Here is a 24,927-nt window from a genome sequence, read left to right on the forward strand (position 1 = left end):
GCCGGATTCAGCCGAGCGGGTCGCGCGGCCCCCGGCCGACCACCGCGGTGCGCGCGAGCACGACCATGCCGACCGTGACGCACAGCCCGACGACGCCTTTGACGATGAGCATCAGGAAGGCCGAGAACAGCCAGATCAGCAACCAGCACAGCAACACCAGCACGAGCACCGGTACGCCGATACGCGCCCACCGCGGCCATGTCTCCATCGTCCAACCCCCAGTCACGCGAACTCCCGCGAGACGTGCACGCCCGGGGAGCACATTCCCCGGGAGGACACGTCGTACCCGGGCGCACCGGTTCCGGTCCGCCCGGGAACGATCCCGGTCGCCCGGACCCGTCAGACCGGCCAGCGCTCGCCGCGCCACGCGGCGTCCCAGAACATCCACTCGTAGCGTGCCGTGGTGGTGAAGTGCTCGATCATCCGCGCCCGTTCGCTCGCCGAGAGGTCCTCGCCGATCCGGTCCACCAGATCGAGCACCGCGCGCACCGTCGCCTGGAACTCCTCGGCGCCGTAGGTGGCGATCCAGCGTCCGTACAGCTCGTCGGGCGAGCCCTTGGCCAGCAGTGCGTCGCCCACTCGGGCGTAGATCCAGTAGCAGGGCAGCACCGCCGCCACCCCTTCGGCGAACGAGCCGTTGTGCACCGTGGCAAGCAGGTAGCTGACGTACGCCCGGGTGCTCGGCAGCACCGGTTCGGTCGCGGTGGCGTCGGCCACCGAGCTGCCGAAGTCGACCATGAAGCCCTCGTGCAGCGAACGCTCGGCGGCGATCGCACCGGCCGCGTCACCCGCGAACTGCACGGTCGTCGCCTCGTCCGGCGCCTTGGCCGCGCACACCGCGAGCGCCTTGGCGTAGTCGCGCAGGTAGTGCGAGTCCTGCACGACGTAGTGCCGGAATGCCTCGCGCGGCAACGTGCCGTCGGTCAGCCCGTGGATGAACGGGTGGTCCAGGATCGCCGCGTAGACGTCCTCGATCGCAGCCCAGAGTTCGTCGCGCAGCGCCATCAGATGTACTCCCGATCGTCGGATCCCGAGACCCGATCGCTGGATCCCAAGGTCCGATTGTCGTACACGGGTCCGGACCGCCCACCGCCCAGCCCACGCGGCCCGCGCCCGGCCCCACGCGCGCCCGCCTCGGTGCGGCCGGTCCTGCCGCTCAGCCCTCCGGCGGCGAGAAGAACACCAGGACCCGCAGCGGCTCGGTGATCCGATGGAAGCGGTGCGGCACCTGCGCCGGTACGTACACGACGCTGCCGCGCGCCACGGCGGTGGACTCCTCGCCGACGGTGAGCGTGGCCCGACCGCTGATCACCACGTACGCCTCGTCCTGGCCGTGCGGCTTCTGGGTGTCGCTCTCGCCCGGTTCCAGCGCGTACAGACCCATCGAGAAGTTCCGTTCACTGAGGAACTTCAGGTACGCGCCCTGTTCGAACGCGCGCTCCGCGTCCAGATCGTCGAGCCGAAAAACCTTCATGTGACCAACTCCTTACCGACACAATCCGACATTCCCCCCACGGCTCAAGCGGGAAGGACCTGCCGGATGCCAGCATCAGGATATGAAAAGCCTGATCATCAAGCTGGGTGCCAACGCACTGGCCATCTGGTTCGCCAGCTGGCTCGTATCCGGAATCGACCTCGCCGACGGCGCCTCGGCCGGCACCAAGGCCAAGACGATAATTTTCGTCGCGCTCATCTTCGGGATCGTCAACGCGATAATCAAACCGGTGGTGAAACTGTTCTCACTGCCACTCTTCGTGCTCACGCTGGGTCTGATCACGTTCGTGATCAACGCGCTGATGTTGTGGCTGACGGAGGCGATCGCCAACAAGCTGGATCTCGACTTCCACATCGACGGCTTCTGGGCCGCGCTGCTCGGCGCCTTGGTGATCAGCATCGTGAGCTGGTTCCTGAGCATGATCCTGGACCGCGATTGACGGCCACGCACCACGCCGGCTCGGTCGAGGTTTCACGTGAAACAGGCAGTGAGGGGAGTCGGGAATGTCCGCCGAATGGAGCGACGGGACCCGGGCGGTCCGGGCCGGCAGTCCGGGCCACGCGCCGGGCGACCCCTTCCTGCCCGGGCCGGTGTTCGCCGGCACGTACCACATGCCCGGCGAGGTGAACGGGCCCTACCAGTACGGGCGTTACGCGAACCCGACCTGGGTCGGCCTGGAGCAGGCGATCGGCGCGCTGGAGGGGGCCGCCGACACCGTCACGTTCGCGTCCGGGATGGCCGCCGTCTCGGCGGTCCTGCTCGGACTCACCGAGCCGGGTGACGTGGTCGTACTGCCGTCGGACGGCTACCCGGCCACCCGCGCGGTCGGCGCGCACCTCGCCGCGCGCGGGATCACCGTACGGCTGGTGCCCACCGCGGGCACCCAGCTCGAACAGGCCCTGACCGGCGCCCGCCTGGTGTGGCTGGAGACCCCGAGCAACCCGGGCCTGGACGTGTGCGACATCGAGCGGATCGCGACCCTCGCCCACGCGCAGGGCGCCCTGGTGGCCGTCGACAACACCCTGGCCACCCCGCTGGGCCAACTCCCGCTCGCCCTCGGCGCCGACATCTCGGCGGCGAGCGGCACCAAGGCGCTGACCGGGCACAGCGACGTGCTGCTCGGCTACGTCTCCTGCGCGAGCGCCGACCTCGGCGCCCGGGTGCGTTCCTGGCGCTCGCTCACCGGCGCGGTGCCCGGGCCGATGGAGGCCTGGTTGGCGCATCGCTCGTTGTCCACCCTGCAGTTGCGGGTGGATCGGCAGGCGGTCAACGCGCTGGCCGTCGCCCGGGCGCTGACCGAACGCCCGGACGTCACGGGCGTACGCCACCCCGCGCTCGAAGGCGATCCGGCCTACGATGTGGCCACCCGTCGGATGCGGCGGTTCGGCTGCGTCGTGGGCTTCACGCTCGCCGACGCGGACACCGCTCGTCGGTTCCTGGGTGCGCTCGAACTGGTCTCCGACGCCACCAGCTTCGGTGGTGTGCACAGCATGGCCGAACGACGTGCCCGGTGGGCCGGCAACGATGTGCCGGAAGGATTCGTCAGGTTCTCGGCCGGTTGTGAGGACACCGCGGATCTCGTCGCGGACATCCTGCGCGCCCTGGACCCCGCCTCTCCGGGCTGACCTGCGACTTCGGGCAAGATCACGTGATGTCCCCGACTCTCGGGAGTGGTCGGGGGACACGAGACGGGGGACCCGTGGACCTGACGCTGTTGCGCACTTTCCTGGCCGTACACCGCGCGGGTTCCTTCACCCGGGCCTCCGCGTCGCTGGGGCTCTCGCAGCCGGCGATAACCGCGCAGATCCGCACCCTGGAGAAGCAGGTCGGCAAGCAGCTGTTCGAACGGCTGCCGCGCGGCGTGGCACCCACCGGCCCCGCCGACGAACTCGCCCGCCGGCTCGCACCGCACCTGGACGCGATCGAGGAGATCGCGGCCCGCGAGGTGCGCGGCGTGGACCCGCTGCGGCGCACCGTGCACCTGGGCGGCCCGACCGAGCTGACCGCGCTGCGCGTGCTGCCGTCGCTGGCCGACCTGGTCCGGCGCGGCCTGCGGTTACGGGTGACCCTGGGCCCCGGCGACGTGCTGCTCGCGGGCCTGGCGGCGGCCCGGCACGACCTGGTGATCTCGGATGTGCGCCCGCGCGCGCGGGGCATAGTGGGCACGCCGCTCACCGACGAGGAGTACGTGCTGATCGGCGCTCCGCACTGGGCCGCGCGGCTGCCGTCGAGCCGGATCCTGGCCCGGGGCCCGGCCGCGCTGGAGGGAGTGCCGCTGATCGGCGAGGCCGAGGAGCAACCGCTGATCCGGCGCTACTGGTCGACCGTGTTCGACGCCAAACCCGTCACCCCGGCCGCGGTGACGGTGCCCGACCTGCGCGCCGTGCTGGAGTGCGTACGCGCCGGACACGGCATCGCGGTGTTGCCGCGCTACCTGTGCGCCGAGGCGCTGGACCGGCGCGCGGTGGTCGCCCTCCTGGAACCCGAACTGCCGCCGCTGCACACGGTGTTCCTCGCGGTTCGGGAGGGCACTTTGAGCCAACCGCACATCTCGCATCTGCACGGCGAGCTGATCGCGCGCGCCGCGCGCTGGGCGTGATCCCGAAGGTGGCGCCGCACAGGCATAAACCACCCGTCCGACCGGAAAGGGAGACTTCAGACGGGGGCAACGCCTGGCAAGGAAGCAGAGGGCACCGACGATGCGTTCAGTGGTGAAGCGGACGGCACGCGCGATCCTGCTCGACGACGAGGACCGGATGGTGCTGATCAAACGCACGAAGCCGGACAGCCCCCCGTACTGGATCACCCCCGGCGGCGGCGTCGAACCCGAGGACGCCACGGTGACCGAGGCGTTGCGCCGCGAGGTGTTCGAGGAACTCGGCGGCAAGATCGGCCGGCCGGTGCCCGCGTTCGTGGACACCGTGCCCGAGCCCGGCGGGGTCAAGATCCAGCACTTCTTCGCATGCCGGCTCGAATGGATGGACCCGGCGCTGCGGCACGGCCCCGAGGTGGACGAGCCGAACGGCGAGTACGACATCGTGCGGGTGCCCTTCACCCCCTCCGGGCTGGCCTCCGTCGGCCTGGTCCCGGCGAGCCTGGCCGCCTATCTCCAGGCCAACATCGAGGGCATCCACACCCTGCTGGCGAACGACCTCGGCTAGGGCGGGTCCGGGGCGCGGTGCTCAGCCGCGTCCCGGCCGGACCATGCCCGACTCGTACGCGATCACCACCAGCTGCGCCCGATCGCGTGCGCCGAGCTTGACCATCGCCCGGCTGACGTGGGTCTTGGCGGTCAGCGGCGAGACGAACAGGTGCTCGGCGATCTCGTCGTTGCTCATCCCGGCCGCGACCAGCGAGAGCACCTCGCGCTCGCGGTCGGTGAGCGCCTCCAGCCGATCCGGCGCGGCCACCTTGGGCTCGGGCTGGGACAGGAAGCGGGCCACCAGCGCCCGGGTGGCACCCGGCGAGAGCAGCGCGTCTCCGGTCGCGACGGTCTTGATCGCCTTGAGCAGGTCCTCGGGGTCGGTGTCCTTGACCAGGAAGCCGCTGGCCCCGGCCCGCAGCGCCTCGAAGACGTACTCGTCGACCTCGAACGTGGTCAGCACCAGCACCCGCACGCCCGCGAGGTCGTCGTCGCGGACTATCCGACGGGTGGCCTCCAGGCCGTCCATGCCGGGCATCCGGATGTCCATCAGGACCACGTCCGGTCGGGTCTCCTTGGCCAGCGCCAGTGCCTCGGTGCCGTTCGCCGCCTCGCCGACCACCTCCAGTTCGGGGTCGCTGCCGACCAGCACCTTGAAGCCCGACCGGACCAGCAACTGGTCGTCCGCGATCAGCACGCGCACCGTCATGAAGAATCTCCGTCCCGACGCGCGACGAGCGCGCCCTTGTGGTGCGGCAGCACCGCGTGTACCGAAAAACCGCCATGGGGGCCGGGCCCCACCGCGAGCGAACCGCCCACGGCGACCGCCCGTTCCCGCATGCCGAGCAACCCGTGTCCGGTGCCGTCGGCGCCCTTGACCGAGTCCGTCTCGGGGGTGCCCCGACCGTCGTCGAGCACGTCCACCTCCACCGCGTGCTCGCCGTACACGACCCGCACGATCGCCGACGCACCGTCGCCGCCGTGCTTCATCGCGTTGGTGAGCGACTCCTGGACGATCCGGTACAGCGCGAGGCCGACCGGCGCGGACGGGTTCCGGGCCTCACCGGACTCCTCCAGGAGCACCGGCAGGCCCGCGTTGCGGTAGGAGGCCACCAGGGCGTCCACGTCGTCCACACCCGGGGTCGGCTCGGTGGGCAGGTCGTTGTCGCCGTCCTGGCGCAGCACGCCCAGCGTGGTGCGCAGTTCGGCGAGCGCGTCCCGGCTGGCCACCTTGATGTGCACGAGCGCCTCCTTGGCCTGCGGCACGTCCCGGTCGATCACGTGCGCGGCCACGCCCGCCTGGATGTTGATCATCGCGATGCTGTGCGCGACCACGTCGTGCAGCTCGCGGGCGATGCGCATGCGTTCGGCGGTCACCCGGCGCCGGGCCTCGTCCTCGCGCTCGTGCTCCGCACGCGCCAGCCGGGCCTGTACCTCCGCCCAGTAGGCCCGCTTGGCGCGGACCGCCTCGCCGATGGCGACCGGCAGGTACATCCAGATGCCCGAGAGGTACTTCTCCGGCGAGAGGAACCCGTCCGGGGTGAGCCCTATCCGCATCCCCGTGTGCACCACCGCGACCGCCGAGGCGATCAGCACCGAGCGGCGCAGTTGCCCGCTGGCGGCCACCGTGTACAGCGCGACCATGGTCGGGATCAGGATCGGGCCGTCCAAGCCGTCCGCGGCCAGGTAGAACACCTGGCCCGCCTCGGTCAGCGCCAACACCGTCAGCGGCCACCGCAGCCGGCCCAGCAGCACCAGGCAGGTGATCCCGGCGATGACCAGGTTGAGCGCGTTCGGGTGTCCGGGGTTGTGATCCCTGGTGGACCCGCCGAGCGAGCCGCCGATCACGCACAGCAGCACCAGCGCGACCATCAGCAGTTCGCCCACCCAGGTCCGGCAGGGCAGCCAGCGCGCGAGCGGCTTGGGCACCGGCAGCAGCCAGGGCTCGACCGACTCGCTCGGACGGGAACCGTTCGCGGACGCGGGAAGGCCCCGCACGGCGACTCGCGCGGGGCCTTCCACGGACATCCGTACTCCTCGGGTACTCCCTGATCAGCGGTCCCCGGCCATTACCGGCTCCCGATCCCGCCCGCCTCGACCGACCGGGCCGGACGCACGGTCGGCGTGTCCGGGCCACCACGCCGCATGCCCGATCAGGGCGGTCACGGAGGGAACCAGGAACATCGACATCACGAAGGCCGAGATGCAGATGCCGACCGAGACAGCGAAGCCCATCTGGGTCATCATGTCGATGCCCGCCATCATGAGCGACGCGAACGTCCCTGCCAGGATGACACCCGCGGCGGCAATCGAGGGCCCCGCATGCTCCACGGCCAAAGCCGCAGCCTGCCTCGGCTCGTTGCCCGGCAACGTCCGGAAGGCGAAGACGGTCGCACCGATGGTCGAGACGAAGCCCGGGACCACCGCCGGCATCAGGTACACGGGGCCACCGCGGCTATCAGCCAGGCGGCGATGACCTTCCAGGGGTTGTGGACGACGAGCCTGCCGAGTCGTCCGAACATCGATGTCTCCTCCGTTGCGTACGCGATCCCGCGATGTGACCGGCCCCCGAGCACCCCTTGTGATCGAATTCACAAGGCACCGATCGCCGCATGAGCCGAAACAACGCTGGTGGTGTCGGCTTCGAAGGTAGGCAGGGCCGACCAGGCATTCCAAACGAAATCGGGGCCGGAGAGGCAAGTTCCGCCCCGGGTACTACAGGGCCGCACCCCCCTCGCAGACGCGAGTACCACGGCGTACTACAGCGGGAGTATCCACAGCTCGTGCGCGTGGGCGAACGACGCGCGGCGGGTCGAGGCGCCGAGCGCGGCAGGGAACGCCAAGCACGCGCCCAACGAATCCCAAGCGCGGCCCACCATGATCGACGACATGCGGCGGGCCCGGACGACCCCGTGATCGGGTCCGCCGCACCGGGACGGTTCGGAGCCTTCCGAGGGGGAGGGGCTCCGGACCGGACTCCCCGCCTTCGCCGCCCTCCGGCCCCGCCACGCGCGCCGCCGCCCGCCGGGACGGGGAGCGCCCCGGCGGGCGGCGGTGGTGCGGCCCCTGGACAGCGGCGTACCGGACCGACGTCACGCTTTCCCGCGCCGGCGCGACCGGGCCGAGCAGCGAGCGGGTCCACCGCCCGTGCACCCGCAGCAGCGCCGGGCCGGTCAGGAAGCCGACGACGACCAGGAACACCACGCCCAGCGACCCGGGGTTGGCCCAGAACCACCAGTGCGCACCCGTCCCCGGGCAGCAGGTGCGCGGGTCCGAGTCCGCGTTCGCGCCCGCGTCTGTGTCGAAAGTCCCGGGTGGGGTCTGTCGAACGAGCGATGCCGCACCCCGCGTCGCACTCCTAGCTTCGTCTCGGAGACGACGAAGGGGCACCATGATCACCTTGGAACGGCTGACCAAACGATACGGCGAACGCACCGCCGTCGACGGACTCACGCTCACCGTGCCGAACGACCTGGTGACCGGATTCCTGGGGCCCAACGGCGCCGGCAAGTCGACCACGATGCGGATGATTCTCGGGCTGGACCGACCGACATCGGGACACGCCCGGATCGACGGCCGACCGTACGCCCGGCTGCACCGGCCGCTGCACGAGGTCGGCGCACTGCTCGACGCCAAGGCGGTGCATCCCGGACGGACCGCGCGAGCGCACCTGCGCGCCCTGGCCCGAACCCACGACATCGCCCTCCGGCGGGTGGACGAAGTGCTGGACCTGGTCGGCCTGTCCGACGTGGCGAACCGCCGGACCGGCCAGTTCTCACTGGGCATGAGCCAACGACTGGGCGTGGCCGGCGCGCTGCTCGGCGATCCGCGGGCCCTGGTCCTGGACGAGCCGATCAACGGACTCGACCCCGACGGCGTGCGCCGGCTCCGCGAGTTGCTCCGTTCGCTCGCGGCCGAGGGACGCGCGGTGTTGGTCTCCAGCCACCTCATGAGCGAAATGGAACAGACCGCGGATCGCCTGGTCGTGATGGGCCGGGGACGGCTGATCGCCGACGCACCGATCGCCGAGGTGCTCGACGCGGCCGGCGCCTCCGGCGTACTGGTCCGCAGCCCGGATCGGGCGGGCCTGGTCCGGCTGACCGAGCACCTGATCGGGACCGGCGCGCGGGTCGTCGCGACGGGCAAGGGAACCAGCGGCTACGCCGACGTGTCGATCGAGGAGATCGGCCGAGCCGCCCACGCGCTCGGCGTACCGCTGTACGAACTCAGCCCCCGACGGGCCTCGTTGGAGCAGGCGTACCTGGAACTGACGGAAAAGGCGGTGGAGTATGCGGCCGGCTGAGGCGGCGAGTCGGGGACGGATCGGGCACCATTCCGGAGCCCTCCGCGAGGCCCGCCTCTCCCGGGAGCCGGCTCGGGGCAGGCCGCTCGCCCTGCGCGCGGCGGTGGCCTCGGAGTGGATCAAGCTGTGGTCGGTGCGCTCCACGTGGTGGGCGGTGGCCGTCTCGGTGTTGTTGATGAGCGCGAGCGCGGGAATCATGGGCATGGACTTCGCCGGCGACGTGCAGCGCGGCGAGACCAAGGACGGCCTGACCATGGCCGTGGGCGAACCCGCGACCGCGTCGACGCTGCTCGCGCAGTTCGCCGTCGTCGCCCTCGCGATGGCGGTGATCACGGCCGAGTTCGCGACCGGATCCATCCGCACCACGCTGACCGCCGACCCGCGTCGGGGCCGGGTGTTGTTCGCGAAGACGACGGTGGTGGTCGCGGTGACCACACCACTGGCCGCACTGCTCGCGTTGACGGGCGTGGGCATCGGCGGGTTGGCACTCGGTTCGTACGGGGTCGCCGGCTCCGCCGCGGTGGCCGGCGATATCGCCGCGATCACCGCCTACCTGGTGCTCACCGCGATCCTGACCCTCGGCCTGGGTGCGCTCCTGCGCAGCCCGGTGGCCACGCTGAGTGTGGTGCTGACGGTGATGCTCGCGCTGCCGATGCTGATCGCCGTCTCGGCCGCCGACTTCCTTCCCGGTCGGGCCGGGATGAACCTGCTCGACGGCAACGCCGCCGGCGGCCCGATCCTCGCCGGGTGGGCCCTGGCCGCCCAACTCGCAGGCTGGGCAGCCCTGCGCCGGCGCGACATCTGACCGAGCGGCCGGCCGGCCCCGTCTGTAGGGTCTCGCCGCCGATGACGTGTCGATCTGCCGTGACCTGCCGGTTCTCTGTTGGCTCACCGCGATGTCACCCGGGATCAGCCCGCGATCGATGCCTTTTCCGCGGCGAAACGACGAGCCTGCGGCTGGACCACCGAGCACGAGAACCCTGTGGGTTCGGATCGCGCACCGATGAGTTTCCCGCGCCGCGCCGGTCCGTACGCGTGAGACCGACACACGAAAGGCCGGCACCATGCGGAAACTGATCTACGGGATGAACCTGAGCCTGGACGGCTACATCGCCGCGCCCGGCGACGACATCGGCTGGGGCGTGCCGAGCGACGAGCTGTTCCAGTTCTGGTCCGACCGGTTGCAGGCGACCGACCTGGCGCTGTACGGGCGCAAGCTGTGGCAGGCGATGAGCTCCCACTGGCCGACCGGCGACCAGCGGCCCGGCGCCACCCCGGCGGAGATCGAGTTCGCGCGCCGCTGGCGGGACATGTCGAAGGTGGTGTTCTCCTCGACGATCGACAGCGTCGACTGGAACACCCGCCTGGTCACCGGCGACGCGGTCGCCGAGATCACCCGGCTCAAGGCCGAGGACGGCGGCCCGATGGAGATCGGCGGCGCGACGCTCGCCGGGGCGGCCATGCGGGCCGGGCTGATCGACGAGTACGTGCTGGCCACCGCGCCGGTCCTGGTGGGCGGCGGCACACCGTTCTTCACCGCGCTGGACAACCGGGAGAACCTGAACCTGGTGGAGACGCGGACGTTTCCCGGCGGCGTGATCCTGACCAGGTACGAGACGCGGCGCTGAGCGCCCGTCCGGCCGCGCTATTCGACACGTCGGTGGACCGAGCAGGAGCCGAGCAGCCGGAGGGCCCGGACCCGGCAGTTCGGGCCCTCGGCTTCAGCGGACGGTGAGCAACTGCAACAAGCCGCTCAGCTCTGCGCCATGTCCACGAAGCGCGAGTAGTGCCCCTGAAACGCCACGGTGATCGTCGCCGTCGGCCCGTTGCGGTGCTTGGCCACGATCAGATCCGCCTCCCCGGCCCGCGGCGACTCCTTCTCGTAGGCATCCTCACGATGCAACAAGATGACCATGTCGGCGTCCTGCTCGATGGAGTTGTGGATGTTGATCCCGTTGGCGATGAAGTTGTGTGTACCGAGCACGGTGGCGTCATAGACCTCCTGCTCGCCGAGGCTCTCGATCTCGGTGACCCGATCCCAGAACACGTCGCTGGTAGCGAGCAGTTCCAGGTCCGCGTGCTCCAACACGCTCGCGACATTGGCGAGTCTGGTCCTGCTCGGCGCCGCCTTGTACAGGGATGAGCCGCAGTATCTGGTACCCAGGGCCGCCTGAAAGGCCCGCGTGGTCATCCGTCGACCCAGCATGGCCGCCTTGACGGCATCCCAGACCTCCCGCGGGACGGTGTCCAGGTTCGTGTTCGCCATCACCCCGTCAAGCCGGTTCAGGGCCTTTGTCACGCACTCCCCACGCGCGCCATGCACCCCGACTTCGGTCAGGAACCGACGCTGGTCCTCGACCCCGGAGATATCCACGGTCCAGCCCGGGCGTCCCTTGGTGTTGCCCACCCTGCGCAGCCTCGCGCGAAGGTCCACCCGCAGGAGCAAAAGCTGCAGGTCTCGGGCGAGGCGCTCGCTCGTACTGGCGTAGTACACGCGAACCGCACCCGCCGCCGAAACCGTGACCGAGCCATCCGTCGCCCACAGGTGCCGCAGGAACAGCCGTACCTGATCGTCGGGCAACCCGAAAATCTCCGGGGGCAGGAACTTCTCATGCGAGCGCTTGCCGTACAAACCGAATCGGTCGAGCCATGCCGCAATCGGGTTCCGCCGGCCTCGGGCAAGGCGCTGAGGGGCCGGGAGGTAGACGTGCCACCAAGCTTGCTGCTGTTCACGGCGCGGGGTGATCCCGAAGTGAACCGCCGCCTCCTCCACTGCACCGAGGTTGGCCTCATCGTTGCTCGTGTAGTGAATGGGCTGCCCCGGGGCGACACAACCGTCGCCGAGAAGGTGCGCCAACATGACCACTTCGGCCTCGGGCCAGGCAACCGGACAGGCGGGAGCATCGATTCGTCGAGGCACGGCGACACGTGCGCCCACGGTCAATTCCCCGAGCGGCTTCCACCCGTCGTAGGTCTGGAAAGGGTGATTCGCGGTGGCCTCGATCTCCCGTCCGGATGCCAGTCGCAGGCGGAAGACCTCCTTGACCCCGTTCGGAAAGACGTGGGTCATGGTGCGCGGAACAAGCCGCAAGTGCTCGTCCAGGGACCAAACGGGAATGTCCCGCTCGCCCGTTGCCAGCAGTTCGCCCATGGAGACCTCGGCACCGGTATCGGCCCGCAACACCCGGGTCGCCGCCGTGACACAGCCGGACTCACGAAGATCGGAAACCATCGGTTTCTTGTCCGTGCGCTGCTCCGGGCCACGGTTCAGCTGGGACATCGCAACGACCGGGACCTCGAGTTCCTTGGCCAGGAGCTTGAGGTTTCGCGACATCTCGGAGACCTCCTGCTGGCGGTTCTCCGCCCGGCGCGAGCCGCCCGACTGCATCAGCTGGAGGTAGTCGATGATCACCAGCCGCAGATCGTGCTTCTGCTTGAGCCGGCGACACTTGGCCCGGATCTCCATCATCGACAGGTTCGGCGAGTCGTCGATGTACATCGGCGCCGCGGTGACCTCGCCCATCTTGCGGGAGAGCCGCGTCCAGTCGTCGTCGGTCATGCTCCCCGACCGCATGTGATGCAACGCGACCCGAGCCTCCGCCGACAACAGCCGCATCATGATCTCGTTGCGGCCCATCTCCAGCGAAAAAATCACACTGGCAAGCCCGTTCTTGATCGAACACGCCCGCGCAATGTCCAATCCGAGCGTTGATTTGCCCATGGCCGGGCGGGCTGCGATGACGATCATCTGGCCGGAGTGGAGGCCGTTGGTGAGGGAGTCGAGGTCGGTGAAGCCGGTGGGGATGCCGGACATCTGGCCGCCGCGGGAGCTGATCGCCTCGATCTCGTCGAGCGCGCCCTCCATGATGTCGGCCAGCGGCGCGTAGTCCTCGGTGGTGCGCTGCTCGGTGACCTTGTAGACCTCGGCCTGGGCGTTGTTGACGATGTCGTCGACCTCGCCGTCGGCAGCGTAGCCCATCTGCACGATGCGGGTGCCCGCCTCGACCAGGCGGCGCAGCACCGCCTGTTCGCGCACGATCCGGGCGTAGTACTCGGCGTTGGCGGCGGTGGGCACCGACGAGATCAGGGTGTGCAGGTACGGGGCGCCGCCCACCCGGCCGATCTCGGTGCGCTTGGTCAGCTCGGCGGCGACGGTGACCGCGTCGGCCGGTTCGCCGCGCGCGTACAGGTCCAGGATCGCGTTGTAGACGAGTTCGTGGGCGGGCCGATAGAAGTCGATCGGCTTGAGGTTCTCCACGACGTCGGCGATGGCGTCCTTGGACAACATCATGCCGCCGAGCACCGATTGCTCGGCCGCGATGTCCTGGGGCGGGGTCCGCTCGAATCCTTCGCGGGCCGGCTCGGGCCTGGCCTCTTCGAACTCGGAGACGCTCATGCCCGGGGTCTCCTTTCACAAAGGCTCGCGCGAGGTCGCACCGCAGTACACCGTGTCCTTCATACGCCACACGGCCGACAGATCCACCGCGCGACGCGGCGTGCGGCCCTTCACCGTACGGGTGGACCGGGGGACGACCAAGACGGTCATACACAGGGCCTGTGGATAACTGTGGACAACCTGTGGAGAGAGGTGGGTCCAGCTGTGCACAAGCTGTGTGCAGTCAGCCGCCAACGCTTCGCAATCATGTCCACAAACCCACCCTGACCTGCGGTTTCTCTATCCACCGGCTGTGTATGTGAAAAACTGTTGGGCGAATCATGCGGCTATCGCCCCACGTGTGCACCCGCGTACGCCCCGCGCTCGCCGGTAATGACCAGGAGCGCATTGTGACCCTTACCTGTGGATGACTACGGTGGACGGGTGCCGTCCACGGTCCCGTCCCCGCCCCCAGAGCCGCCCGTCCCGGAGCCGGCCACCAAGCCCGCAGAGCCCAACGCCGAGCCGAACGCCGAGCCCACCGGCAAGCCCACCGCCCGGCCCGCCTCACCGCCCACCGCCCGGACGCAGCGCCGCGCCCACGACCGCGACATCCTGCGCCTGGCGATACCGGCCTTCTTCGCCCTCGTCGCCGAGCCGCTGTTCGTGCTCGTCGACTCGGCGATCATCGGCCGGCTCGGCACACCCCAGCTGGCCGGCCTGGGCGTCGCGGGCACGATGCTGACCACCCTGGTCAACCTGTGCGTGTTCCTCGCCTACGCGACCACCGCCGCGGTCGCCCGACTCATGGGCGCGGGCGATCCGCGCGCCGCGATCCGCCAGGGCCTGGACGGCGTCTGGCTGGCCGCGCTGCTGGGCATCGGGCTGCTCGTGGTCGGCCTCGTCGGCGCCCCGTGGATCGTCGCGGCGTTCGGCACCTCGGACAGCGCGACGCCGCATGCGGTGACCTACCTGCGGATCGGCTCGCTGGGCATCCCCGCGATGCTGATCGTGCTCGCCGCCACCGGCGTGCTGCGCGGCCTCCAGGACACCCGGACCCCGCTCGTGGTCGCGGTCCTCGGCTTCGGCGCCAACCTGCTGCTCAACGTCGGGTTCGTGTACGGCCTGCACTGGGGCATCGCCGGTTCCGCGTGGGGCACGGTGCTCGCCCAGACCGCGATGGCCCTGGTCTACCTGGTCACCGTCGTCCGCGGCGCCCGCCGACACGGCGCCTCGCTGCGCCCGGACACGGCCGGCATCCGGGCCTCGGCCTCGGCCGGCGCGCCGCTGTTCGTCCGTACGGTCAGCCTGCGGGCCATCCTGATCGTCGCCACCGTGGCGGCCACCCACATGGGGGATACCTCGATCGCCACCCACCAGGTCGCCTGGCAGGTGTGGACGTTCCTGGCCTTCGCGATGGACGCCCTGGCCATCGCGGCGCAGGCGATCGTCGGCCGGGCCCTGGGCGCGGGGGACGCGAGCGGCGCCCGCGCGGCGACCCGCCGGATGCTGGTGTGGGGGATGTGGACGGGCGTGCTGTTCGCGATCGTGGTGATCGCCGCCCGCCCGCTGTACATCCCGCTGTTCACCACCGACCCGGCGGTGCGGGACCTGCTCGCCGGCACCCTGCTCGCGGTGGCCGCTCTCCAGCCGACGGCCGGCGCGGTGTTCGTGTTGGACGGGGTGCTGATCGGCGCGGGCGACGGCCGCTACCTCGCGCTGACCATGCCCATCGTGCTGGCCGCCTTCTGCGCGGCGCTGGGCACCGTACTGGCCCTGGGCGGCGGGCTGATCGCGGTGTGGTGGTGGGCGATCGGCACCTTCATGGTCACCCGGTTGCTCCTGCTCGGCAGCCGAGCGTACGGGGACGCCTGGCTGGTGACCGGCAGGCGCTGAAGCACCGGGGTGCGGCCTGCGGAAGGCCGCATCTCACCGGACCACGACCTCCCGCGCCCTCGGCCGCGTCCCGTCGGCCGGGCCGACGGGACGACGACGACTCACGCCCCGACGACCTGGTAACCCGCCTCGACGACGGCCGCACGCACCGCCTCCGCATCCACGGGCTGCTCGGACGTCACGGTCACCAGACCCGAGGCCAGCTCGACCTTGACGTCGGTCACGCCGGACACCTCGGAGACCTCCTCGGTGACGGACGAGACGCAGTGGCCGCAGGTCATCCCGCTGACGGTGAAGGTGGCGGTGCTCATGACGGTGATCCTTTCGTCGACACGAGGACCATGATCGGCCCCACGAGGACGAATTTATACCCCCCTAGGGTATCGAGGCAACCCGATCCGCCCACCCGTTCGAGGGACCCGGCACCGACCCCGTGCTCAGTGGACCCGGCGCCGAGCCCGTGCTCAGTCCGTCCACCGTGCGGAACGCACCGGCTCGGCCACCGGCCGCCCGACCCGGAACACCGCGAGCGCCGTGGCGCCCACCATGGCCTCCACCTCTCCCGCCGTCCGCGCACAGTCGATCACCTGGCTGAGCGGATGCGTCGCGTAGCCGTGCCGGGCCAGCGTCAACCAACAGCGCAGCAACCCCCGCCCCGACTCCAGCAGGTCCACCGCACCCACCGGCCCGCTCGGCGCGGTCAGCACCAGCACACTCCCGTCGTACCGCAACACCCCCCGCGACGCCGCCGCCAGCCCCCGCGCCAACCCGAGCCGCCGCAACACCCGATACGCGCCCGGGCGCAGCACCGTGTGCAGCGCCCGCTCCTCGAACCGGGACAGCGCCAACGCGGGCCCGGTCAGCCCGTCCCGGGCGGCCGGACGTCCGGCGGGCGCGGGCCGCAACCGCAACCACCGGCGCAGCTCGGCGACCAGTGCCGGGTCCGCGAACAGCCGGCGATCCGCCTCGTCCAGCAACGGCGCCAATGCCCGGGTGCCACCCCGCCACAGACCCGCCGACCCGGCAAGCGCCTCCGTGGCCTCGGCGAACAGCGGGTCCGGCAGCGTCCCCGGCACGTATGCCCCGCGCGCACTGCGCCGCCCCGCCAACTCCGCCGCGGTGAACGGCGTCGGATAACACTCCTCCGCCCGCACGAACCGGGCCACCGCACCCCGCTCCGGGGCCTCGCCCCACTCCACCCGCAGCGGCACCTCCAGCGCCGCGGACGCGATCAGGAACGCCTCCGTGAACGCGCCGAGCGCCAGGAACAGGTCCCGCCGCGTCGGGTCCCCGACCGGCAGCTCGCGCTCGGCGTCCCAGGACAACGCGTAGCCCAGCGCGCCGCTCGGCCTCACGGTCCAGGGCTGCGTGTTGTGTGCGCTGGGTGCCCGCCCGGCCGATCTCAGCAGCTCCGCGAGTCGGGTACTCACCCGGTGACCCCCACTGTTCGCTGGTAGAACGTGTGCCCGTGCAGCTCGTGGCCACCGATCCGGCGATACTGCGCGGCCGACGCCTTGTTGTCGTCCTCGACCCACGTGCTGCGCAACGTGTCGTAGCCGCCCGCCCGCAGCGCCCGATACTGCTCGCGGGCCAGCAGCGTCAGATAGCCGCGCCCCTGGGCGGCCGGCACCGTACCCTTGATGATCAGCACCGCCTCCCGGCGATAGCGTCCGCGGGTGGCCAACAGCCGCAGCTGGTTGGCGAGATGCAGATCGCCACCGATCCGGATCAGGAACTCCGAGATGTCCGGCACCGCGAGGGTGAACGCGATCGGCTCGCCCGCCCGCTCCAGCCACAGCAGCAGCGACTCGTCCAGCAGATGGGCCAACCCGTCCGTCTGTGCCCGCAGTTCGTCCAGCTCGATCGGGGTGTAGTAGCCCAGCTGCCCGAAGCTCGCGTTCAACATCGTGTGCAGGATCGGCAGTTGCTCGGCCAACCGACGACGCGAGCCGCGCCGGATCACCAACTTCTCGGCGGCGATCCGCGCGTCGTCGAACACATATGTCGTGTCCGGATCGTCGGTGCGCCCTCGCAGGTCCGGGCAGATCCAGGTGGACGCGGCGAATCGCCGGGCGAATCCGGACCGCTCGTACGTCTCCGGATACCGCGCCGGATTCCACGCCGAGTCCACGAAGCCGCGCTCGGTGAACCCGGAGGTGATCACCCCACCGGTCTGGTTCGGCAGCAGCGCGACCGGCCCGAACAGGGTGCCGCGGCCGGCCCGCGCGGCCTGCCGCTCCATCAGCTCCACCAGGGTCGCGAACACCGCCGGTTCGTCGGCGAATTCGGTGAGCCCGAACAACTGGTGCCGGCCGCGCAGCTTGGCGTCGAAGCGCCCGTCGGTGTGCAGACAGGTTCGGCCCACCGCGCGGCCGGCCCGGTCGCGCACCACGTACAACTCGATCCCGGCCCGTTGCCATTGCTGCACCTGCCCGTGCAGCACCGGCACGTAGCGGTCCTTCGGGTGCAGCCGCAACGGGAGTGCGCAGAAGTCGCGCAGCGCGCGACGGGAGGCGACCCGCTCCACGGTGAGCGTCACGACTTCGCCTTCCGGTGCACCGGCGCGCCGCTCGGCTCGGATCCGATCGGGGTGAACTCCTCGATGTGCGCCATCTCGTTGCCCTCGGCCCGCCACGTGCCGTTGCTGTAGCCGGCCGGCTGCGCGTCGAAGAGCCGGATGAAGCCCGCCGTGCCGTTGCGGTCGCCGTGATCGGTCATCCAGCACATCAGGTCGCGGTGCGCCTTGGAGCGGGCGAACCGCAACAGCGCGTCCCGGTCCGCGAACACCGCGACCGTGCCGAGCGTGAACGGCCCCTGCCGGTACACCTTGTGCCAGCGGTAGCCGTCCATCCGCTTCATGGTGCGCACCATCCGCAACCACGGCCGGGCCAGCGAGAACAGCGAGCGCAGTCCGCTGTAGTGCGTGGCCCCGATGAACAACGCCTCGCCCTGTGCCTGCGGCGGTGCCGCCGAGAAGTCGGTGGTCCTCATCGCTGCTCCCCCTCCACGAGGTAGACGTTCTTGATCCTGCTGGTGCCGCGCAGGAACGGCCCGGTCCCGAAGTCGTGCACGAGCACCCGCACATCGGCCGACGTGGGGTCCTCCGCGAGCGATTGGGCGAAGTCCCGACTGACCCGGGCCAGGTGCCGCACCACACCCTCGCGGCACACCCGGGCGAGCTTGTCCCGATCCACGTCGCCCGGCGAAGTCCCGTCGCGCAGCTGGAGATTGACCACGGGCCGGCTCTCCAGATCGGCGTACTCGTCGACGGTCAGGCAGAACCCCTCCAGGTGCGCCGCCATCGGGTTGTCCTGATACAGCCCGTACTCGACGTCCTGCGGATAGATGTTGGCGCCCATGTACGAGATGGTGCTGTCCTTGCGTCCGAACAGCAGCAGCAGCGGCAGCCGCATGCCCTCCACCCGGGCCGCGCGCTCCCAGTCGACCCATGCCCGGGCGTCCGGCCGGATCATCTCCTCGACCTGCGCGAAGGTCAGCAACCGGCCCTCGTCGCCGATGTTGTAGCGCACCTTCGGGCTCATCACCGCGGTCGAGTTGATCGTGCAGATCACCTCGTCCTCGGCGTTGGTCTCCAGGTACGTCTCCAGCGGGTTGTACTGGAACACCATCGGCACCCGGCCCTCGTCCGGCCCCAGCAGTTGCGCCCGCAGTCGCTCGTCGGTCAGCAGCCGCTTGCGCAGCCACACCGTCGCGTCGCTCTCGCCGGCCATCCCGATGGTCAGGTCCGAGGCCCCGTAGCCGGACCGCACCTTGACGAAGCGCTCCTCCAGGTAGTCGCGCAGCGCCTCGGTCATGCCCTCACCGCCGACGAAGCCGTACATCGCATGCCGACGCCAGTCGAAGCCTTCGGCGTCCAGCCGGTCGCGCAGGTGCTTGAGGAACGGCGGGTACGCGGTGACCAGGTAGGTGAAGCGCGGCCCGAAGTGGCGCAGCGTGTCCACGATCTTGTCGATGTCCGGACCGGTGTTCTTGACCATCGCCACCCGGGCCATCGCGATCCCGGTGTTGGTCCCGGTGGCCCACGCGCCCATCGAGTACGCGTTGATCACGAACAACTTGCGCCGGGGGAAGACCAGCGAGGTGTAGCCGGCCACATTGCGGTGCACCGACTTGAGTTCGCGCCGCGACCGCAGCCAGTTGTGCGGCGTCCCGGAGGATCCGGACGACTCGTCCACCACCGTCCCGGCCACCTCCAGGGTGCCCAGCCAGCAGCGGGTGTCCTCGGGGTACGCCTTGACGTAGTTCTCCTTGGACGTCTCCGGGTACGAGGTGAGGTCGAACCAGCGGAAGCGCCACCGGTGCCGGCGCAGGAAATCGCGGTAGGCGGGGACGTCGAGCGCGGCGAACTGGCAGGTCATCCACGCGTGTCGGCGGGCGAACCGCTGCATCCACGGCCGGTAGTTGCGCGCGGTCCAGCGCCACACGACGGGATGGACGCGGTAGAGCTGATACAGACCGGTCAGCGCGAAGCTGACCACACGCAGCAACCACTGTCGGATGAACCTGGCCATGACCGTCCGCCCCTTTGCCCCGCCGGCCCACCCGGCGTGTGTCTCCAGCCTGCGGCGACAGGGGTGTTCGGGACATGAGTACCGCTACTCAGTCGGCTACTCGAAACGCCGAACGGCCCGACCCCCGGGAGGGGTCGGGCCGTTCGGGTGCTTCAGGTCAGGCAGGCACGACGTCGAGGTCGAGCGCGGCCGAAACCTCCTGGTGGAGGCGGACCGTGATGCGGTGCGACCCGACGGTCTTGATCGGCGTGCCGATCTCGACGCGACGCTTGTCGATGTCCGGACCGCCGGCGGCCTTGATGGCCGACACGACGTCCGCGACGGTGACCGAGCCGAAGAGTCGGCCCGTCTCGCCGGCGCGCGTCTGGAGCGTCACCTTGAGACCCGCGAGCTGACCCTTGACCTCGGCGGCCTGGTCGAGCGTGCGGATCTCGCGGACCTTGCGGGCGCGACGGATGGCCGCCACGTCCTTCTCGCCGCCACGGCTCCAGCGAATCGCGTAGCCGCGCGGGATGAGGTAGTTGCGGCCGTAGCCGTCCTTGACCTCGATGATGTCGCCGGGCTCACCGAGACCGGTCACCTCGTGGGTGAGGATGAGCTTCATGACAAGATCACCCTTTCTCAGCGAGCAGTGCTGGTGTACGGCAGCAGCGCCATCTCGCGGCTGTTCTTGACAGCCACGGCGACGTCACGCTGGTGCTGCGTGCAGTTACCGGTCACGCGACGAGCGCGGATCTTCCCGCGGTCGGAGATGAACTTCCGCAGCAGGTTGGTGTCCTTGTAGTCCACATAGGAGATCTTCTCCTTGCAGAACACGCAGACCTTCTTCTTAGGCTTGCGCGCAGGCGCCTTCGCCATTGTGCTCTCCAGATCGTTTCAGAAGTCTTCAGCTCGGGGTGCGAACCGATCCCTCGGCCGTGCGGCCTAGAAGGGGGGTTCGTCCGAGTAGCCGCCCGGCGGGGGACCCCAGCCCCCCGCGCCGCCGCCGCCCTGCTGCTGGCCGCCCCCTGCGGGAGTGGCCCACGGGTCGTCGGCGGGTGCGCCACCGCCCTGCTGGGGACGGCCGCCGTAGCCACCGCCGCCCTGCTGTCCGCCGCCCTGCTGACCGCCGTAACCGCCGCCGCCCTGCTGCTGACCGCCGCCGTACCCACCCTGACCGCCGCCTCCGCGGCTGGTCTTGGTGATCTTGGCGGTGGCCCACTTCAGGGTCGGGCCGATCTCGTCGACCTCGAGCTCCACGACGGTGCGCTTCTCGCCCTCTTTGGTCTCGTAGGACCGCTGCTTCAGCCGGCCCTGGACGATGACGCCCGTGCCGCGCTGGAGGGATTCCGCGACGTTCTCCGCCAGCTGCTTCCAGGCCGAACACCGAAGGAACAGCGCTTCGCCGTCCTTCCACTCGTTCGTCTGACGGTCGAACGTGCGCGGCGTGGACGCCACGGTGAAGTTCGCGACAGCGGCACCGCTGGGCGTGAAGCGCAGTTCCGGGTCGGCAGTCAGGTTTCCGACAACAGTGATGATGGTCTCGCCTGCCATGCTGACCCCTTCGCTGATTTCAGCGCAGTGCTGCGTTTCGACGTGCGGTGCGGTTGGTGGTGCGCGCGAGCTCGGACTAGCGCTGGTCGGGGCGCAGGACCTTGGTCCGCAGCACCGACTCGTTGAGGTTCATCTGACGGTCGAGTTCCTTGACGGTCGCGGGCTCCGCGGCCAGGTCCACGACGGCGTAGATGCCCTCGGACTTCTTCTTGATCTCGTACGAGAGCCGGCGACGGCCCCACGTGTCGATCTTCTCGACCTTGCCACCGTCGTTGCGGATGACATTGAGGAACTGCTCGAGCAGCGGCGTGACCGCGCGCTCTTCGAGGTCCGCGTCGAGGATGACCATGAGTTCGTAGCTACGCATGTGAACACCCACCTCCTGTGGACTGATCGGCCACGGAATCTCCGTGGCAGGAGGGCTTGCGTAATGCCGCCACGCCAAGGCGGCCCCCGATTCGTGAACACACGGGGGTGCCGAGAGTGCAGCGGACGGTACAGCGTACCCGGCCCCGGTCACAGTCTTGAAATCCGAGCATGACGCCGGTCGCCGCGGGGGATGTTTATACGGACAAAACGTCCGTCCCGCAGTCACTCACCGGAGGTGCGTGATGGCACATACGATCCGCCGTACGGGAACCGCGGCCACCGCGGGAGCGCATCGGCCCCGGCTGACCCTCAACTCCGACGGCCGTGCCCATCCGCGCGAGAACGCGCTGGTGGCCACGGTGGTGCTGTTCGCGCTGGTGGGGGGCATCTGCGCGATCTTCGAGAACATGCACATCCTGGGCGCGTGGACCGCGCTCGCGGGCGTGGTGACCGGCCTGGTCAGCCAGATGTTCTCCGCGACCACGGGTGAACGGGTGGTCACGATACTCGCGCTCGGCGTGTCCGCCGTGGCCCTGTTCATGAACATGTTCCACGGCGGACTGTACTGACGGCTCCACCCGCCCCACCTGCCAGACCTGTTTCACCCGCGCACGCGCCCCGACCGACTCGGCCCGCCGGACAGGAAACCGGCGGGCCGAGTCGAGTGTGCGTCCGGGTCGGGCGCGAGCCCGCGGGAGCACCCGTTTCGACAGGTAAGGTCCGCCTCGTCCTCGTACGGTCCGACTCGGGTCGCCGGGCACGATCCATAGCGCCCAAAGGCGCAGTAACCTCTGTCACGGCCGAACCGATTTCGAGGAGCTCTTACATGTCTTTGCGCCTGAGGACGCTCACCGCCGAGGAGCATCTCGCCTTCATCAAGGGCAGGCCCTCCGTGAGCTTTCTTCAGTGCCCTTCGTGGGGCGCGGTGAAGAGTGAGTGGCGATCCGAGAGCATCGGTTGGATCGACGAGTCGGGCGCCGTCGTGGGCGCGGCACTCGTGCTGTACCGGCAACTGCCGAAGATAAAGCGATATCTCGCGTACATGCCGGAGGGCCCGGTCATCGACTGGTTCGACGGCGACCTGCGCAAGTGGCTCGACCCGATGCTCGCGCACCTCAAGAGCCGCGGCTCGTTCTCGGTCAAGATGGGCCCGCCGGTGGTGATCGCCCGCTGGGAGGCGGACACGATCAAGAAGGCGATCGCGGCCAAGTCGGCGAACCGGCTACGCGATCTGACCCCGGACTGGACCGACGACCGGAGCGCCGAGCTGGAGCGGCAACTGCGCGGCCTGGGTTGGCAGCAGGACGCGTCGGGCGGAGCCGGCTTCGGCGACGTGCAGCCGCGCTACGTGTTCCAGGTGCCGCTGGTCCGGCGCAGCCTGGACGACGTGCACGCGGGCTTCAACCAGCTGTGGCGACGCAACATCAAGAAGGCCACCAAGGCCGGCGTGGACGTGGTCCAGGGCGGCTACGACGACCTGCCCGTCTTCCACGAGGTCTACAAGGTCACCGCGGTACGCGACCACTTCACCCCGCGGCCGTTGGCCTACTTCCAGGGCATGTGGAAGGCGCTCAACGCCGAGGACCCCGAGCGCATGCGGCTGTATCTGGCCAAGCACGAGGGCGAAGTGCTCGCCTCCACCACGATGGTCACCGTCGGCGACCACGTCTGGTACTCGTACGGCGCATCGGCCAACCACAAGCGCGAGGTCCGGCCCTCGAACGCGATCCAGTGGCGGATGTTGCGGGACGCGTACGCACTCGGCGCCTCGGCCTACGACCTGCGCGGCATCAGCGACACGCTGGACGAGAACGACCACCTCTTCGGGCTCATCCAGTTCAAGCTCGGCACCGGTGGTCAGGCCGTCGAGTATCTCGGCGAGTGGGACTTCCCGCTCAACAAGATGCTGCACAAGGCACTGGACATGTACATGTCACGTCGCTGACGCAACGCCGTCGGCACCTGTGTCGTCGGCTCCATACGTGCTCGTCGCGACGCACCCGGCGTCGTGTGTTCCCCGCCTCCGCCCTGCGTTCCCCAAGGGCAAGTCCCGCACACGGAAGGCCCCGAAACGCCCATGTCGCTCACGCTCTACGTCGACGCCGCCCGCTGGCGCAAGCACCAGGACGAGGTACGCGACACGTTCCCCGGTCTCGTACCGGTGATGAAGGGCAACGGGTACGGGTTCACCAATCCCAGGCTGGCCGAGGAGGCCGCCCGGATGTGCGTGGACACCGTGGCCGTGGGGACCACGTACGAGGCCGCGGTGGTCAAGGACCACTTCGACGGCAAGGTTCTGGTGCTCACGCCGTACCTGCGCGGCGAGGAGGCGGTCCCGCTGCCGGATCGCACCATCCGCACGGTCTCCTCGGTGCAGGCCGCCCGGGACCTGGTGGGTTGCCGGGTGGTGGTCGCGTGCATGACCACGATGAAGCGCGACGGGGTCACCGAGGAGGAGTTGGTCAAGCTCCGCACCGGGATGGACGACGTGCGCCTGGAGGGCTTCTCGCTGCACCTGCCGCTGGACCACCCGGACGGATACGACCCGGTGGCCGAGGTGGTGGGCTGGGTCGAGCGACTGCGCGCGGCCCGGCTGCCGGTGCGCACGATGTACGTCAGCCACCTCACCGCGCCCGAGCTCGCGGTGCTGCGCGAACGGCACCCGGACACCGAGTTCCGGCCGCGGATCGGCACCGACCTGTGGCTGGGCGACCACGACGCGCTGGCCAGTCGGGGCACCGTGCTGGACGTGGTGCGGATCGCGCGCGGCGAGCGGTTCGGCTACCGCCAGCGCAAGGCGCCCAGTGACGGACACCTGGTGGTGGTCAGCGGCGGCACCGCCCAGGGGGTGGGCCTGGAGGCCCCCAAGACCGTGCGCGGGGTGATGCCGCGGGCCAAGGGCGTCGCCCGGGCCGGCCTGGCCACCGTCAACCGCTCGTTGTCCCCGTTCACTTGGGCGGGCAAGCAGCGCTGGTTCGCCGAGCCGCCGCACATGCAGGTCAGCCTGCTGTTCCTGGCCAACGACGTGGCCCCGCCCAAGCCCGGCGACGAGCTGGAGGCCGCGCTGCGGCACACCACGACGCACTTCGACCGGATCGCCCTGCGCTGACCCGAACAACGCAGCGCCGACCCGAACGGCGAAGGCTGATCGGACCAAGAAGAAAGCGGCCCCGGGGGGGGGGGGGGGGGGGGCGCGCGGGGGGCGGGGGCGGGGGGGGCGCGGGGGAGGGGCGGGCGCGCCCCCCCCGGAGGGGCACGTCGGCGGCCGCGCGGCGCGCCGGC

General features: G+C 70.1%; 27 protein-coding genes. 11 read left to right on the forward strand and 16 right to left on the reverse strand.

Features of this window, described 5'->3' with window-relative positions:
- Positions 1 to 7: 7 nt before the first annotated feature.
- From ACIBM5_RS19400 to ACIBM5_RS19410, 3 genes are all read right to left on the reverse strand, one after another.
- A complete protein-coding gene (locus tag ACIBM5_RS19400) occupies positions 8 to 208 on the reverse strand; it encodes a hypothetical protein (RefSeq protein ID WP_396007998.1) in 201 nt (66 codons plus the stop codon).
- A gap of 131 nt (positions 209 to 339) precedes the next feature.
- The gene (gene tenA, locus ACIBM5_RS19405) at positions 340 to 1,005 is read right to left on the reverse strand and encodes a thiaminase II (RefSeq protein WP_396007999.1); all 666 of its coding nucleotides are present in this window, start codon (positions 1,003 to 1,005) and stop codon (positions 340 to 342) included.
- Between the two features lie 151 nt (positions 1,006 to 1,156).
- Positions 1,157 to 1,474: a cupin domain-containing protein gene (locus ACIBM5_RS19410; protein WP_396008000.1), complete on the reverse strand. Its 318-nt coding sequence runs from the start codon at positions 1,472 to 1,474 to the stop codon at positions 1,157 to 1,159.
- Between the two features lie 82 nt (positions 1,475 to 1,556).
- On the opposite strand from ACIBM5_RS19410, the gene ACIBM5_RS19415 reads away from it, so the two are divergent.
- From ACIBM5_RS19415 to ACIBM5_RS19430, 4 genes are all read left to right on the forward strand, one after another.
- On the forward strand, positions 1,557 to 1,934 hold the full coding sequence (locus ACIBM5_RS19415; RefSeq protein ID WP_391587223.1) for a phage holin family protein: 378 nt from the start codon (positions 1,557 to 1,559) through the stop codon (positions 1,932 to 1,934).
- Between the two features lie 64 nt (positions 1,935 to 1,998).
- On the forward strand, positions 1,999 to 3,120 hold the full coding sequence (locus tag ACIBM5_RS19420; protein WP_396008001.1) for a cystathionine gamma-lyase: 1,122 nt from the start codon (positions 1,999 to 2,001) through the stop codon (positions 3,118 to 3,120).
- A 74-nt stretch (positions 3,121 to 3,194) separates the two neighbouring features.
- Positions 3,195 to 4,094 (forward strand): LysR family transcriptional regulator, encoded by a 900-nt coding sequence (locus tag ACIBM5_RS19425; RefSeq protein WP_391587225.1) that lies wholly within the window; start codon positions 3,195 to 3,197, stop codon positions 4,092 to 4,094.
- Positions 4,095 to 4,194: 100 nt separating this feature from the next.
- Positions 4,195 to 4,656: an NUDIX domain-containing protein gene (locus ACIBM5_RS19430; protein WP_396008002.1), complete on the forward strand. Its 462-nt coding sequence runs from the start codon at positions 4,195 to 4,197 to the stop codon at positions 4,654 to 4,656.
- A gap of 21 nt (positions 4,657 to 4,677) precedes the next feature.
- On the opposite strand, the gene ACIBM5_RS19435 is transcribed toward ACIBM5_RS19430, so the two are convergent.
- From ACIBM5_RS19435 to ACIBM5_RS19445, 3 genes are read right to left on the reverse strand one after another with little or no spacing between them, the layout of a single operon-like run.
- Positions 4,678 to 5,346 carry a response regulator gene (locus ACIBM5_RS19435; RefSeq protein ID WP_391587227.1) on the reverse strand — a complete coding sequence of 223 codons (669 nt, stop codon included), beginning with the start codon at positions 5,344 to 5,346 and terminating at the stop codon, positions 4,678 to 4,680.
- Positions 5,343 to 6,665 carry a sensor histidine kinase gene (locus tag ACIBM5_RS19440; protein WP_396008003.1) on the reverse strand — a complete coding sequence of 441 codons (1,323 nt, stop codon included), beginning with the start codon at positions 6,663 to 6,665 and terminating at the stop codon, positions 5,343 to 5,345. Before ACIBM5_RS19440 ends, ACIBM5_RS19435 begins: the two co-directional genes overlap by 4 nt.
- 24 nt (positions 6,666 to 6,689) lie before the next feature.
- Positions 6,690 to 7,070: an MMPL family transporter gene (locus ACIBM5_RS19445; RefSeq protein WP_396008158.1), complete on the reverse strand. Its 381-nt coding sequence runs from the start codon at positions 7,068 to 7,070 to the stop codon at positions 6,690 to 6,692.
- A gap of 958 nt (positions 7,071 to 8,028) precedes the next feature.
- Between ACIBM5_RS19445 and ACIBM5_RS19450 the strand changes: the two genes are divergently transcribed.
- From ACIBM5_RS19450 to ACIBM5_RS19460, 3 genes are all read left to right on the forward strand, one after another.
- Positions 8,029 to 8,940: an ATP-binding cassette domain-containing protein gene (locus tag ACIBM5_RS19450; protein ID WP_396008004.1), complete on the forward strand. Its 912-nt coding sequence runs from the start codon at positions 8,029 to 8,031 to the stop codon at positions 8,938 to 8,940.
- Positions 8,927 to 9,745, forward strand: a complete 819-nt coding sequence (locus ACIBM5_RS19455; protein WP_396008005.1) for a hypothetical protein — start codon at positions 8,927 to 8,929, stop codon at positions 9,743 to 9,745. Before ACIBM5_RS19450 ends, ACIBM5_RS19455 begins: the two co-directional genes overlap by 14 nt.
- 259 nt (positions 9,746 to 10,004) lie before the next feature.
- Positions 10,005 to 10,568, forward strand: coding sequence for a dihydrofolate reductase family protein (locus ACIBM5_RS19460; protein ID WP_396008006.1), 564 nt, complete (start codon positions 10,005 to 10,007; stop codon positions 10,566 to 10,568).
- Between the two features lie 125 nt (positions 10,569 to 10,693).
- Here ACIBM5_RS19460 and ACIBM5_RS19465 read toward each other — a convergent pair whose 3' ends face one another.
- Positions 10,694 to 13,336, reverse strand: a complete 2,643-nt coding sequence (locus tag ACIBM5_RS19465) for a replicative DNA helicase (protein ID WP_396008007.1) — start codon at positions 13,334 to 13,336, stop codon at positions 10,694 to 10,696.
- A gap of 591 nt (positions 13,337 to 13,927) precedes the next feature.
- Between ACIBM5_RS19465 and ACIBM5_RS19470 the strand changes: the two genes are divergently transcribed.
- On the forward strand, positions 13,928 to 15,211 hold the full coding sequence (locus tag ACIBM5_RS19470) for an MATE family efflux transporter (RefSeq protein WP_396008159.1): 1,284 nt from the start codon (positions 13,928 to 13,930) through the stop codon (positions 15,209 to 15,211).
- Positions 15,212 to 15,312: 101 nt separating this feature from the next.
- On the opposite strand, the gene ACIBM5_RS19475 is transcribed toward ACIBM5_RS19470, so the two are convergent.
- The 9 genes from ACIBM5_RS19475 to rpsF form a co-directional block, all read right to left on the reverse strand.
- Positions 15,313 to 15,522 (reverse strand): heavy-metal-associated domain-containing protein, encoded by a 210-nt coding sequence (locus ACIBM5_RS19475; RefSeq protein WP_396008008.1) that lies wholly within the window; start codon positions 15,520 to 15,522, stop codon positions 15,313 to 15,315.
- Positions 15,523 to 15,675: 153 nt separating this feature from the next.
- Entirely contained in the window at positions 15,676 to 16,641 is a 966-nt protein-coding gene (locus tag ACIBM5_RS19480) for a hypothetical protein (RefSeq protein ID WP_396008009.1), read from the reverse strand.
- Positions 16,638 to 17,750: a hypothetical protein gene (locus ACIBM5_RS19485; RefSeq protein ID WP_396008010.1), complete on the reverse strand. Its 1,113-nt coding sequence runs from the start codon at positions 17,748 to 17,750 to the stop codon at positions 16,638 to 16,640. Before ACIBM5_RS19485 ends, ACIBM5_RS19480 begins: the two co-directional genes overlap by 4 nt.
- On the reverse strand, positions 17,747 to 18,202 hold the full coding sequence (locus ACIBM5_RS19490) for a DUF4188 domain-containing protein (RefSeq protein WP_396008011.1): 456 nt from the start codon (positions 18,200 to 18,202) through the stop codon (positions 17,747 to 17,749). Before ACIBM5_RS19490 ends, ACIBM5_RS19485 begins: the two co-directional genes overlap by 4 nt.
- A complete protein-coding gene (locus ACIBM5_RS19495; RefSeq protein WP_396008012.1) occupies positions 18,199 to 19,743 on the reverse strand; it encodes a phenylacetate--CoA ligase family protein in 1,545 nt (514 codons plus the stop codon). Before ACIBM5_RS19495 ends, ACIBM5_RS19490 begins: the two co-directional genes overlap by 4 nt.
- Positions 19,744 to 19,900: 157 nt before the next feature.
- Complete coding sequence (rplI, locus tag ACIBM5_RS19500; RefSeq protein WP_020557175.1) at positions 19,901 to 20,347, reverse strand: 50S ribosomal protein L9; 447 nt, start codon at positions 20,345 to 20,347, stop codon at positions 19,901 to 19,903.
- A gap of 17 nt (positions 20,348 to 20,364) precedes the next feature.
- Positions 20,365 to 20,601 carry a 30S ribosomal protein S18 gene (gene rpsR / locus ACIBM5_RS19505; protein WP_020557174.1) on the reverse strand — a complete coding sequence of 79 codons (237 nt, stop codon included), beginning with the start codon at positions 20,599 to 20,601 and terminating at the stop codon, positions 20,365 to 20,367.
- A 66-nt stretch (positions 20,602 to 20,667) separates the two neighbouring features.
- A complete protein-coding gene (locus ACIBM5_RS19510) occupies positions 20,668 to 21,276 on the reverse strand; it encodes a single-stranded DNA-binding protein (RefSeq protein WP_020557173.1) in 609 nt (202 codons plus the stop codon).
- A 76-nt stretch (positions 21,277 to 21,352) separates the two neighbouring features.
- The gene (rpsF, locus tag ACIBM5_RS19515) at positions 21,353 to 21,643 is read right to left on the reverse strand and encodes a 30S ribosomal protein S6 (protein ID WP_020557172.1); all 291 of its coding nucleotides are present in this window, start codon (positions 21,641 to 21,643) and stop codon (positions 21,353 to 21,355) included.
- 244 nt (positions 21,644 to 21,887) lie between these two features.
- On the opposite strand from rpsF, the gene ACIBM5_RS19520 reads away from it, so the two are divergent.
- The 3 genes from ACIBM5_RS19520 to ACIBM5_RS19530 all read left to right on the forward strand — a co-directional run bounded on the left by ACIBM5_RS19520 (position 21,888) and on the right by ACIBM5_RS19530 (position 24,754).
- Entirely contained in the window at positions 21,888 to 22,214 is a 327-nt protein-coding gene (locus tag ACIBM5_RS19520) for a hypothetical protein (RefSeq protein WP_396008013.1), read from the forward strand.
- 257 nt (positions 22,215 to 22,471) lie between these two features.
- Entirely contained in the window at positions 22,472 to 23,590 is a 1,119-nt protein-coding gene (locus tag ACIBM5_RS19525) for a lipid II:glycine glycyltransferase FemX (protein WP_391587241.1), read from the forward strand.
- Positions 23,591 to 23,722: 132 nt separating this feature from the next.
- Positions 23,723 to 24,754 (forward strand): alanine racemase, encoded by a 1,032-nt coding sequence (locus tag ACIBM5_RS19530; protein WP_391587242.1) that lies wholly within the window; start codon positions 23,723 to 23,725, stop codon positions 24,752 to 24,754.
- Positions 24,755 to 24,927: the final 173 nt, after the last annotated feature.

Source organism: Embleya sp. NPDC050493, assembly GCF_044458105.1.
In the GTDB taxonomy this organism is placed as follows: Bacteria; Actinomycetota; Actinomycetes; order Streptomycetales; family Streptomycetaceae; genus Embleya.